The following is a 13,405-nucleotide window of genomic DNA, read 5'->3' on the forward strand; positions in this document are numbered from 1 at the left end:
ACGGGACTCTCACGCGCTCTCCTCGCACGGGTCCGCCCCCGCGGGTCCCGGCGAGTCGATGTCCGATGAGGTTCGCTGGTGGACGTACCGCTACGCAGGTAAGGAGATGTCACGCCGCCGTAGATGGGAGGGGTCGGTCTCCGACGCTCAGAGGTCTGTGAGGCCGCCTGATCCGAGGAGGAGACCATCCTGCTCCGCAGGACGACGACGTTCGCGGCGATATCGATACGGGGCTCACATGGACTGATCCATCACTCGCGTGCGCTCCTTCGTGGTCTCGTCGGCGATCGTTTCGCCTACTACGCTCGGCGAGGATCGCTTGATGTTGATGTCGCAGCGATTGACGCACAAATGCTGTGTCAGCGCAGCTCGGTCGAGCGTCGATCGGGACGTTCTCGCTGGTGAGGGCTCTGCGGCGAATTTTTCGGACCGGTTCGGTCCGAAGGATGGTGGCTATGAGCGAGGTTGCGCGGATGGGCGAGAGGGAGTTGACGCCGAGGCGGTTGTTCGCCGTGCGGCTGGCCGAGCTGCTGGAGCTGGCCGCTGATCTGCCGGTGAAGAGTCTGGTCGGTGAGGTGAATCGGCGGCGGCCTGCCGGACGGGGGCGGCCGGTGAGCGGGCCGCGGATCAGCGATTGGAAACGCGGTCGCCATCTGCCGGAGTCGGAGGCGGCGTTCCTGGTGATGGTCCAGGTGCTCGTGGAGCATTGCCGACGTCTGCGGGTGCCGCCTGGGCAGGTGAGCGCGGGGCTGCTGGATGAGAAGCAGTGGCGGCGATGGTTGCGCGAGGCTCGGTCGTCTCCGCCCGATCCGGTGGTCGTCGAACCGGTCGGGGCCAAGAGGGCCCCCGCCGAGACGAACGGGACGAAGGACGCCCCCGCTGAGGCGAACGAGGCGAAGGAGGCCGCCGCCGAGGCGAACGAAGCCGCCGAGGCGGCCGAGCTGGTCCATCGGTGGGCCGGCGGGTGTCCCTATCCGGGGTTGGCGGCGTTCGAGCAGGATCAGGCGCGGGTGTTCTTCGGCCGGGAGAGGTTGACCGCGCAGTTGGTGGACGCGCTGGCCAACCGGTTGGATCGTCCGGGGATTCTGGTGGTGGCCGGGGCGTCGGGGGCGGGTAAGTCCTCGCTGGTGCACGCGGGGTTGTTGCCGGCGTTGGCCGGTGGGGGGTTGAGCGCCGAGTCTGCCGGGTGGCCGGTGGCGGTGCTGCATCCGACCGCCACGCCGTGTGACGAGCTGGCGCGGGTGCTGGCCGCGGTGGCCGGCGCCGACCCGGCCCCGATCCGGCAGGAGCTGCGCGGTGCGCCGCAGCAGGCGCACACCGTGGTGCGTGACGCGGTGGTCACCCGTGCCCGTGCCCGTGCCTTGGCCGGTGGGCCGGCCACCAGCAGCGGTGAGCGGCTGGTGCTGGTGGTGGATCCGTTCGAGCGGGTGTTCACCCTGCCGGAGGATGCCGAGTCCGGTGGCGCGGGGTGGGCCGAGGGGCAGCGGGCGGATTTCATCGCGGCGTTGCACGCGGCGGCGACCCGGCCGTGCGGGCCGGACGGCGAGCCGGCGGCGTTGGTCATCGTGGTGGTGCGCAGCGACTTCCTCACCGACTGCGCGGCCTACCCGCAGCTGGCCGACGCGGTGCGGGACGGGTTGTTTTTGGTCGGGCCGATGAGCGGGCCGGAGTTGCGCCTGGCCCTGACCGGTCCCGCCGAGCAGGCCGGGGTGGAGATCTCCCCGGCGCTGGTGGACACCATCCTGGGTGATCTACCGGCCTCTGCGGGTGAGGGCCGATACGAGCTGGGGGCGCTGCCGCTGCTGTCGGAGGCGATGCGGGTCACCTGGAAACACCGCGAAGGCGACAGGCTGACCAGCCGCAGCTACGGACTGTCGGGCGGGGTCGCCCACGCCATCCAGACCAGCGCCGAGACCGTGTACACCGCGCTGCCCGCCCGCCGGCAGGCCGTCGCCCGGCAGGTGTTCCACCGGCTGACCAAGCTCACCGCCGACGGGCGGGCCGTCCGCCGGCCCATGCCCTACCAGCGCCGGCCCGTTCCGCAACCCGGCACCCTCGCGCCGGTCGGCGCCGGTCGGCCGGCTGAGCAGCAGGAGGGGATCGATCGGTGCGATGTCGAGCAGGTGGTGGAGGCGTTCGCCGCGCAACGGCTCATCGTGGTCAGCGAGCAGACCGCGGAGATCACCCACGACTCCCTGCTGCACGCCTGGCCGCGGCTCGCCGGGTGGCTGCGGCAGGACCCCGCCGACCAGGCCCTGTACCACCGGTTGCTGGAGGACGCCGAGGACTGGGCCCGCAACCAGCGTCGCGCGTCGTTCCTGTACCACGGTGAGCGCCTGACCTCGGTCCTGGACGCCCGGCCGCACTGGCAGGCCCACCCCGACCGCTACCCCGCCCTGCCCGAGACCGCGCGCGGGTTCCTGGACGCCGCCATCACCGCGCGCAAACGCGCCACGCTGCTGCGCCGCACCGTGACCGCCGCCCTGGCCGTGTTGCTGGTCGTCGCCCTGGGCGCGGCGGGCATCGCCATCGAGGCCCAGCGCGACACCAGCGGCCAGCGCGATGTGGCCCTGTCCCGCCGGCTGGCCGCCCGCAGCGAACTGCTCACCGGCGGCGACCCCGCGCTGTCCGCGTTGCTGGCGGCGACGGCCTGGCGGATCAGCCCCACCCCCGAGGCCCGCGCCGCCATGCTCAACATCCTCAGCCGCCCCCAGCGCGCCGTCCTTGCCTCCCCCTTCCGTCCGATCTCCGCGGTGGCATTCGGCTCAGACGGGCGGACAGTGGCCACCATCGGCGACGGCCTGACGCGACTGTGGGACGCCAAGACCCGCAAACTGATCGGCACCTCTCTCCCCGGATACAAGGGCTGGGTCTCCTCGATGGCCTTCAGCCCCGACCGGCGAACCCTGGCCATCGGCGACAACGGCACGGTGCGGTTGTGGGACGTCACCACGCGCACGCCCCTCGGCGGCCCGTTCACCGCCGGCGAGAACGCCGTCACCTCTCTCTGCTTCAGCCCCGACGGAAAGACCCTGGCCACCGGCGGTTTCCACGGCACCGTGCGATTGTGGGACGCCGCGACCCGCACTGCCATCGGTGCTCCGCTCACCGCCCACAAGGACGCCGTCACCGCACTGTCCTTCAGCCCCGACGGACAGACCCTGGCCACCGGCGGTTTCCACGGCACCGTGCGATTGTGGGACGCCGCGACCCGCACTGCCATCGGCGGTCCGCTCACCGGTCACACCAAGGCGGTCACCGCGATCTCCTTCAGTGCCGACAGGCAACTGCTGGCCAGCAGCGGCCTGGACGGCGTGGCGCGACTGTGGCAGGTCAGAACGCGCACACCGATCAAGCTTCCGCTCCCCGTCCACCCCCGCGGCGACTTCTCCATCGCCTTCAGCCCCAGAGCGCCGTCGATCCTGGCCATCGGCGGCGGTGACGGCACCGTGCGGTTATGGGACACCGCGACCCGCACACCCATCGGCACGCCGCTCACCGGCCACATCAACCGGGTGGCCTCGATCGCTTTCGGTCCAGACGGACGGACTCTGGTCACCACAGGTGAGGACAGAACCGTGCGCTTGTGGGACGTCAGACCCCACACCTCCATCGGGACTCCGCGCACCGATCACCCCGACTTGGGCACCTCGGTCGCCTTCAGCCCCGACGGACAGACCCTGGCCACCGGTGGCGGCGACGGCGCCGTGCGGTTATGGGACACCGCGACCCGCACCCCCATCGGCACGCCGCTCACCGGCCACACCGACGCGATCACCTCGATCGCCTTCGGCCCCGACAGCCGGACCTTGGCGACCAGCAGCTTCGATGGCACAGCACGAGTGTGGAACACAAGGACCGGCAGGGTCGTCGGTGCGCCGCTGGCCGGCCACACCTACCTGGCCACCTCGGTCGCCTTCAGCTCGGATGGACAGACCGTGGCCACCAGCGGCAAGGACGGCAGCGCGCGACTGTGGGATGCCCGGACCGGTGAGCCCATCAGTGCCCCGCTCGTCGACAGCGAGTACAACACCTGGTCCGTCCTGAGCCCTGATGGACAGATCCTGGCCAGCATCAGCCGGGAAGGCACCGTCCGGCTATGGCAGGTCAAGACGCGCACCCCCATCGGCGCCCCGCTCGCCGGCCACACCAACCGGGCCACCTCGGTCGCCTTCAGCCCTGACGGGCAGACCCTGGCCACCGGCGGCGAAGACGGCACGGTGCGGCTATGGCAGGTCAAGACGCACACCCCCATCGGCGCCCCGCTCGCGGGCCACACCGACGCGATCACTTCGATCACCTTCAGTCGCAACGGACAGACCCTGGCCACCAGCGGCACGGACGGCACCGTGCGCCTGTGGGACACCGCGACCAGCACTCCCATCGGCGCTCCCCTCGCGGGCCACACCAACCGGGTCACCTCGCTCGCCTTCAGCCCCGACGGGCAGACCCTGGCCACCAGCAGCGACGACGGCACAACGCGGCTATGGGATGTAGGCATGCCCAAAAATCTGCTCGCAGCCGTCTGCGCGATTCCCACCCGTCCCTTCACCCGCACCGAATGGGCCCAATACGTATCAGAGGTGAACTACCGACCAGTGTGCCCCTGAACCCTGAAACGGGCGACGCCACCAACGACCTTTACCCCATGCCCGCAAGCCCACCACCGCCCCTACGCCCAAGCGCGACATGCCCGCCCCACCGCCCGGCAGCAACACAGGCCATGTGCGATAACGGCACTACGGCTGTTCAGCGCCAACTCCGAGGGGGCCTGCCCGGCCTGCAAGGGCATCGGCCTGATCTACACCGACCTGGCGATGATGACCGAGGTCGCCTCGGTATGCGAGCAGTGCGAAGGCAAGCGCTTCACCCCCGAGGTCCTTGCCGACCACCGGCCTCCATCTGGCCGACGTCGACCAGCTTCTCGCCCTGCTCGACCGCCTGGTCGACGAACACCACCAGGCCGTGATGGCCCACGCCGACTGGATCATCGACCTCGGCCCCCGGCACCGGCCACGACGACGGCCAGATCATCTTCTCCGGCCCCCATCCCACCTCATCACCACCGCCCCACCCTCACCGCCGAACACCTTCGCCTCTACACCGGCGAACACGGCGAAGCCGGCGTTGGGCCGGCCTGATCGCCACCGCTATCACCGCCCGCAAACCCTTCCAGCGCCTTGACAGCACCACCCCGTCCCGACAACCCCCCGGAGGAGACCACCCGGACCCGTGGAACGCCGCCACCCGACGCGACAGTCGGGCAACGAGCATGGACACCCGCGAAAAACAAGATCGGGTGCGGTCACTACACGACCAGAGCCCACTCATGAAGGACCGACGGCTATCCCGACGATATCAAGCGTCAACCTGATAGGCCGTCCAAGGCATATACGTGCAATCAGTTGGCGCTCTGCCCTCGCAGGCCGGGCAGAGCGCCAACTAGTATGAACTATCCTAGTTTGTCAGTAGTCGGCGATCGTCCAAGTGTAGCTTCCGTCGCCGTGGGCATAGAATCGGATTTCGAAGCTATCGTAGCTTTCGATATCGTTTACGCCACCTCCACCCCCAGGGCCTGAAATTTGCCCGCCAGGAAGCTTTCTCCCGACGTAGACCATTGTCTTTCTGAGATAGCCGCTCTTATAGCCCCACGTACTAAAGCTGTAATAGCCTTCTTGGCGAACGCTGGCAGCCGCGATCACACCATTACGCAGACCTCTAACATAAGGGCTGAAAGCCTTGAAGCTGGCGACTTTCTTCGTCTTCTTATTGTACGAGAACCTGAAAGACTGGCCTACCGTGTAGCTTGACCCCAGCCAGCCGGCCACGAAGTTGGCATCGGCATAGCAGGGGCTGGCACTGCACTTTCCATTGCCCGATTTTCCACGACCATCAAGGTCATTGTGGTTCACCGGGTCGCCGACACCATATTCATACGGATTGGCATTACCACCGATGATCGAGTCAACAGAAAGGAACCGCCCTGTAGCCGGGTTGTACAGCCTTACACCCATGAGGATGAGGCCACCCATGGCGTCACTGGAACGCTGGAATCCGCCGAGCCATCCGTAGCGCGCAGGATTGGTTACATTGTCACCTCGAGGAGTGCCATATTCGGTCTGCTCGAAGTAAGCGCTGACACCGGAACCCAGCCGATCAGCAGTAGCGACCAGGTCGCCATGCGGATTGGTGAGTTGCAGGGTAAGAGCGCCATTACTAGCCAGCGTTGCGCTCAACCCATTGAACCCGGCGATATTGCGGGTCCAGCCTCCGTTTGCCTCATCGATCCATGCAGGAGAATCACCACTATCGGCGTAGTGGTTGGTGGTGGTGCCAGAGGCGAACTGACCGTTTGAAGTTGTGGACTCCAGCCGACCCAGCGGGTCGAGGGTGAAGGTCTTGGTGGTGTACTCCTGAGTGAGCTCGGCCACCATGTCATTGGCGAAGTATCCAACCGTCACATCCGCGCCGCTTGTATGCGATCCGGGCACCTGCGTGGTGCGCCCAAAATCGTCATAAACATACCCGGCATTGGTAATCCGGTCGGCACTGTCATATGTGTACGATTTTACAGTAGGCGTGGTTGCGGTGGAACAGCTCTTATCCGCGGCTGCCGGATAGGTAGTGAGGCTCGTTCGATTCGTATCGACACTGAATGCGTAGGCGCGGGTCGTGCAAGACCCAGAGTATGTGTCGGCGACCCGGGTGAGTCGACTGGCGCCATCGTATCCAAACACCTGATCACCTGCCGGTCCGGTCCGCGTGGCGACTCGTCCGCTGGCGTCGTAGTTGATCCTGTAGTCGAGCCAGGTGGAGGTGTTTCGGGTGTAATTCAGATTGGTCTCTTGCCCAGCAGTGTCATACCGGCTCGTGGCGGTAAGACCGCCCGGGTAGACCTGCTTGATCAATTGACCGTTCGCATCATAGGAGCCGTAAAAGACGTGCGTACTGGCGGTGATGCTAGTCGGAAGGCCGCGCCGCTCAACCCGTCCGTCAGCGTCGTTTCCGTCATATCCATAAGTGGTCGTACCCTTACCGTCCGCGATTGAGGCGATGCGACCGACCGCGTCATACGTGGTCGTGGCGACATTCTCGGTGGCATCAGTTTGAGATGTAACGCGGCCGAGAGCATCGTAGGTCGTGGTAGTCGACTCGGCGCTGGTCGCCACTATTGCCAGGAAACCGTTCGCCGCGTTGTATGTGTAGGTGACATCCGGAACCGCTGTTCCACCAGCGGTTGCCGGGGACACGGACAAAGCGGTGGTGGTGGGGCGTCCGGCGGCATCGTAGGTCGCCGACGAGGTGCGCACGGCAGTGCCGTTGTCCTCGATCGTCTGCTTCAACTGCCCGTAATAGTCGTACGCATACGTGGTAGTCGGTAAAGCTTTGCCGGCCGGTTGACTCGCCGATGCCGAGCGACACAGAAGTCCAGCCCACTGCGGCTTGCTTCCACACGCGGAAATGCTGTTGGCGCCCGCGGTGTAGTAGGTGGTAACTGTCGTACCGGCGTCTGTGCCGCTTGACGCCGGCATCCGCCTCTCGATCTCTCGACCGGCACTGTCGTAACGGGTCTTTCGAACGATGTCCGCGCCTCCGGACACGACCTTAGTTTGGCTTGTTGAGAGGTACAACTGCCAACCTGTCGTGTCGCCAGCCACAATGGCATCGTAGCCAGTCTTGAATTTCTGCACATCCGCGCTGCCGACGGAAGCGGTGCCGTCCAGGATTACGGGCGTGGTCGTGGTCGTGGTGACCAGGCCGGCGCCCACACGGTCGGCAGGCGCCCCCTCATCGTAGGTGTATTCGGTCCGGAGACGGGCCGAATACACGACCTGGCCAGAGGCCAATGTGATTCGATGAGCCGGTCCGGTGGTCGTGAGGACATCACCTTTAGAGTCATAGGTGGCGATGGAGGCAAGTGCGTCAGCGCGATCCGCTGAACTCGACATGCCGGAGACAACTGCATCGGTGTCTATGCTTGGCGCTAGCGCCTGCGCACGATTTCCCGGCGACAGTTGCCATATATTGTTTCCATCGTTGTCGTATCGGGTGGCTGAAATCTGCCAGGCCCCCGCTCCGTAGCTTGCGGTATCAACCATCCGGCCATTTACATCGAGATAGGCCAGAGTCGCGTACGGGTAGTCGTCGGTACTCGGCGTGTATGCTCCCGAGCCATTGCGGGAGGGGACACGCGAAGGGGGGAACAACGCCGTGCCGACACGCGGCAGGTCGACCGTTTGGGCCCACGTGGCGGTCTTGGCACTGGTCAGGTCGATCGGTGCGCTGCCACCGATGGGCAAATCATAGGCGACAGCCTGGGTGAGTTCGCCCTGAGGGCTGGTCCGGCTCACGTGCGCGAGCCTGCCCCCACTGTCGTACGCGATGGTCCACGGTGCCAGGCCTGGTGGGGTGATCTGAGAGATCCGGCCATCGCCGTTGTAGTAGTACATCGTGCTCAGGCTGGTACGCGGATCTGTGACCGTCCGCAGGTGACCGATTGAGTCGTACGCGTACAAAGCCATGACTGTGGTCTTCATGGCAGAGGTGGCCGAGTCGTATGCGATGAACGAAATCGAGGACACCTGACCACTGAAGTTCCCCCAACCGGAGCCGACCCCGGTCGCGGTCGTGGTGGACGCATAAGTGACTTCGAGCGCCTTGCAACCCGCGGCAAACGCGGTCGAGCAATCCACCCCACCGGCTAACGGTGCCAGGATTCGGGTCACGCGGCCCTGGCCGTCGTAGCGGTAGGTCGTGGTGTTCTCTGTGCCTGGCTCGTCGATCGAAGTCACATTCCACACGTTGTTGGCCAAATTGAAGATCGTCTTCACTCCGGCGCTGCTCGTGTGGGTGAAACGGGTGGTGGAATCCTTAACGACGGTCGACCCGTCGGTTGCGTCGCCGGTTCCCTTGTAGGTGCCGTCGCTCTGGACTGTGTAGGTCAGCTGAGCGCCGTCGGACCCGACGAACAGGACATATCCATCAGCCGAGTGGTCAGCGAAGGTCAGTGCTGATACCTCGGAGGACCCAGCGGGCAGGGATGCCGTCCAGCCTGGCCCGAACACGCTCGAGCTCGTGGGGGCCAGGGTTGTGTGTCCGCGACCGACCGACAGTCCGTAAGCCGATACGTCGGCAGCGGAGACGGAGTAATCCCCGGTAAGCAGTGAGACCTCGCCCGGACCAAGCGAGTGCGTGGCGTAAGAGGAGCCGAAGGCGGTCCTTTCCAATGTGAACTGCACCGCCTTGGAGCACTGCTCGTCGGCCCCGACGAAACAGGCGCGCACATCGACCGGGCCGTCCCCCCGCGAGGCGAGGGTGGTGGCCGCGTTCCAGGTCAGGTCGGCGAAGTCCTTACTGGTGTCACTGCGGGTCTGCGGCCAGCCCGAAATCGGGCTGGGCATGCCGGGCACGCTCACATTCGCAGGGGGAATGTCCACCCAGTCACCGCCGTCAAGATCGGAGCGGTACTGGTAGCGGACAGCCGAATACTCCAGCTTCGCCCGGGACGCCAGGGTGATCGCGGCCTGGATGCGGTCGTCCTGGGTGGGCTTCGTTACTTCACCGACTCCGACGCCGAAGGTGTAGGTGGCGTCGGCCGAGGAGGTCCCGGAGGCGCCAGTAGCACGGACGGTCAGCGTGTGCCAGCCCTCGTTCGGGTCGATGCTGATGGCCGCCGGATCACCGGTCACCGTAGTCGACTGGAGCGCGCTCTCCAATTGCCAGGTGTACCCGGTGACGTTCGCCGATGGCGAGTCGAGTGTGCAGGTCGTGGGTCCGCTCTGGTTGGCTGTCCACACATTGGCCGGGTAGCCCGCGCAGGAGAGGGCGGGTGGCTGCGGGACGCTGGTGTCGACTGTAAGGTCCTGCCAGGCGGAATAGGCGGAGTAGGTCGTGCCGTCGTTGGCTCGGGCCCGCCACTTGATCTGCTGGCCGTCGGCTAGCGTGCCCGCTGGGATTACTACCGAGGCCTCACTGCCGGCCGCGACGTTGGTGGCTGTGCCGGTCCAGATGATGCTCCCGCTGCGCTGCACTTCGAACTGGCCGGTCAGTCCACCCCCGTCGGCGTCCTTAAGCTGGGCGTGCAGGGTCGGAATGAGCGAGTTGGTACGGGCGGCGACAAACGGGCTGACGGACAGCGCCCCAACGGTGGGCGGAACAGTGTAGGTCACGATGAGCTTGGGCGGAAAGTTGAACTCCACCGTTTCCTCTGAGGTGGAGTAGACCCAGTAGCTGGAGGTCGTGCCCTCGGTGGGGGCGCGTAGCACTAGGCCGTTGTTGGCGGTGGTACCGGCCGCCCACTTCTTGACGATGTTGGTGATGTTCCAGTTCATGTAGCCCAAGCCACACGTTCCGGCGATGTAGCCCTGGGAGCCCTCCGTGGACAGCGCCGCGTCGGTGGCAATGCTGGTCGGCTGCGCGGTCCAGGTGATCGTGTTCGGGTCCCATGCGCTGGTGATCTGCCGGACCTGGATGCCGCCGCCCACGTTGGGGCCGCAGGCGGGTGCGTCCATGTTCCGCATCGTCAGCCTGGCCGAGGTGATCGTGGACGGCAGACCGCTGGTGTTGAATTTCAGGTAGCCGCGGCTCTTCTCGCTGCCGGTGTCGGTGCCGACCTTCATGAACGGGCCGGTTGCGTTCGCACCGAAGATGTTGCTGACCCCCGCATCGGTGTTGATCGGCAGGACCACGGTGGGGTCTACCGTGACGGGGTATTGGGTGGCCGGGTCAGCGAGGAAGTCGGCGTCCGGCTTGAGCACCAGCGCCTGCTTACCGCCCCTGACGACGAGGTCGCCCGTGATCGCGCCGGGCTTGCCGCGCTCGCCGCGCCGACTGTGGAACCCGGCCTTGCCAGGAGTGCCGGCGCTCCACATGGCTGGCTCGCTTGCCCGAGCGCGGATCTTGCCCGACTTGCCGGTCAGCTCCAGGCGTCCGTCGGCCGTCTTGCTGAGCGTCAGGCCCTTGGTGGTGATCGGGATGGTGAACTCCGCCGGGCCGGTTGGCCGGGTCCGCAGTACGATGTCGTGCCGGACGCCGGTCGGGGATGTCGTCACGACCAGATCGATCCCGGGGCCGCCAGCGTCGGTGTAGGTGGCGACGTTGTCCTTGACCGTCGGCTTCGGGAGCGTGGAAGGCCACGACAGCGCCACGGACTCACCTTCGCCGCGGGTCAGTTTGGCGAACGGGTGGTCGCCGCCTTCCGAGACCTCGATGTCGGCCTTGGCTACGCGCGGCTTGAGCAGGCCGTTGACTTCGGTCAGTCGGGCATCGACCGGCAACCACTTCCCGTCCCGCAGAACGCGGGCCACACCGCTGGTCGACTCGGTGGTGAAAGTACCGTTCCCGTCCGCATAAGTGACACTCGATTCGGTGGTCTCCCCGCTGATCAGAACGGGACTCTTCTGTAGCCGTGCGGCAAGGGCTGCCGACACGCGATCCGGTCGTTCGACCACCTTCTCGGGAGCCGGGGCAGCGCTCGTCGCGGTTGCTGTTGTCGCCGACGACGGAATTGCGGAAGCCGTCGACAAAGCCATGGTCACCACCATGGCTACGGCTCCCGCCCGCAGAAGCCCCCGCCGAGGCTTGATGGGTAAGAACGTCATTATCTCTCCACAGGTCGCAAAACGGACTCTTCCGTGGAGGACGGTAGCGGCGATCGGCACATTTACAGCACATTTGCGACACATCGCCGATAAGGCTTTCTCGGTGGCTTTCACGTGATCTTTCGGTATCCGAAGTGGGTGAGCCGGAGGGCTCACGGGCGATGTCGCTGACGGAGCATCCTCCCGGGCCGAGGATGCTGCCGCGCACGCTGACGCACCCAATGGGCCTGCCGTTTACACCCAGGCCGACGTGCAGCTCGGCAAGAACTTCCCTCGGTCATCGCGCCCACGCCCATCGCCGTCGGCGTCTGCATGCAGATCGCGGACTTCGTCGGCGTCGGCCGGGTAAGAGCAGGTTCGCTGGTCCAGCTCGTCGCCGTCGGCCTGGGTCGGGATCCAGCGCAGCGTGCCTCCGCTGGGCGGGCGGAAGGCCGGAGGTGTGGTGACATGTCCGCGTATCTATCTGAATAGCATGGGACATGGCCACAGAAATCCATCTGTCCAGATCATGTCGCCGAAAAGACGTCATCACGCGAACCCATCAGCGACCACGCCTGAGGTGGAACATGCTCCGCTGCCGGCTTCCCGCCGAAGGAAGCGTCCATATTGAGAATTTCATTGTGCAGTCGTTGCAGCGCCAAGGCTGGTTCGACACCGAACTCCTCTGCCAACCCAAGACGCAGACGGTTGTAGACCTCAAGCGCTTCAGGTATACGGTTGCTACGGTGCAAAGCGAGCATGAGTTGCGCATGCGACCGCTCTCGCAGCGGGTGGAGGCGTGTCCAGGAAAGCAGTTCGCCGATAACCTCGGCGTGTCGCTCCATCATAAGCCGTACGTGAAAAAGGTCCTCAGTCAGCGTATTGAAGTCTTCGATGAGCCGGTCATGCCACGCCGCCAACTCGTCATCACAGGCCAGTTGCTGAAGAGGTTCACCTCGCCACAGCTTATGAGCTGCCTCGAAATCATGTAACGCCAACGCGTATCTACCCTGGGAAAGCGCGTTCCGTCCCTGGAAAACCAAACTCTCGAGAATTATGGAGTCCAACTCGCTGTCCGCTACTTGTAAGACGTATCCGCCGAGTTCGGTGCTCAGCCGTCGCTGCGGCAGCAGGCGCCGTAACTGAGTGATGTAAGTTTTGAGATTGCTTACAGCAGAGTTAGGCGGCCTCCCATTCCATAGCCGGTCGAGCAGCCAGTCCGTCCGGACCAGACCGTTCCGGCGTAGTAAAAGAAGCGCGAGCAGGTGAAGGTGCTTGCCGCGCGTCAAGCGAATCGGGTGACCGGTATCATCGGTGACCCCTATACGGCCCAAGACGTTGAACTCCACGTTGCTCCTCTGAAAAATGTCGTCAGACGGGTTGGCCTGCCTATAGGTCATCTCGGGGCGGGGCGCCGGCGGAGAGGGCGAAGCGGCTTTGCCTTTAACCTCGTCCGCCGACTCCGCGTCCGCGGGCATCACCACCGGAGCCACAGACACCCGCGACCGCGGCCGTCCCCTTGGAAGGTCAACCTGTCCAGTGCCCGGCCTCGGCCATTGAGGAGCGGCACGCACAGTCGGCTTGGGCGGATCTTCAATGCCCTTGGGTATCAGCTTCGGCGCTACCGGACGCCCGCCCACGCTCCACTCCAAAGTTGATGACGATGTCTCTGCGTGTATCTCTCTTAAGCTGTTCGCAGCCATTGTTACGCTGATTGACCTGTTGAGACGATCATCAACGACTCTCAGGAGGAGGTTGTTGATGATTTCTGCACAGTTCTTGTCAATTCGTGCAGAGGTCGGGCAAGGCCTCTGCGATCTTGAGCG

The 13,405-nt window shown here is 65.3% G+C and carries 3 protein-coding genes and 1 pseudogene; 2 read left to right on the plus strand and 2 right to left on the minus strand.

Annotated features, from left to right (window positions below; translation table 11 throughout):
- Nucleotides 1-455 precede the first annotated feature (455 nt).
- Together ACFO60_RS21085 and ACFO60_RS21090 are read left to right on the plus strand one after the other, a co-directional pair.
- Nucleotides 456-4,610 carry an NACHT and WD repeat domain-containing protein gene (locus tag ACFO60_RS21085; RefSeq protein WP_380842555.1) on the plus strand — a complete coding sequence of 1,385 codons (4,155 nt, stop codon included), beginning with the start codon at nucleotides 456-458 and terminating at the stop codon, nucleotides 4,608-4,610.
- A 9-nt stretch (nucleotides 4,611-4,619) separates the two neighbouring features.
- A pseudogene (locus ACFO60_RS21090) lies at nucleotides 4,620-5,141 on the plus strand (hypothetical protein); the annotation flags it as partial.
- Between the two features lie 324 nt (nucleotides 5,142-5,465).
- Here ACFO60_RS21090 and ACFO60_RS21095 read toward each other — a convergent pair.
- Together ACFO60_RS21095 and ACFO60_RS21100 are read right to left on the minus strand one after the other, a co-directional pair.
- Nucleotides 5,466-11,714, minus strand: a complete 6,249-nt coding sequence (locus ACFO60_RS21095) for a DNRLRE domain-containing protein (RefSeq protein ID WP_380842557.1) — start codon at nucleotides 11,712-11,714, stop codon at nucleotides 5,466-5,468.
- A gap of 392 nt (nucleotides 11,715-12,106) precedes the next feature.
- Entirely contained in the window at nucleotides 12,107-12,928 is an 822-nt protein-coding gene (locus ACFO60_RS21100; RefSeq protein ID WP_380842559.1) for an AfsR/SARP family transcriptional regulator, read from the minus strand.
- Nucleotides 12,929-13,405: the final 477 nt, after the last annotated feature.

Origin of the sequence: Sphaerisporangium dianthi (assembly GCF_042654065.1) — a bacterium.
GTDB lineage: Bacteria > Actinomycetota > Actinomycetes > Streptosporangiales > Streptosporangiaceae > Sphaerisporangium > Sphaerisporangium dianthi.

Excerpts from the sequence above, each read along its gene's own strand:
- ACFO60_RS21085 (WP_380842555.1), top strand. The coding sequence starts at position 456 with ATGAGCGAGGTTGCGCGGATGGGCGAGAGGGAGTTGACGCCGAGGCGG.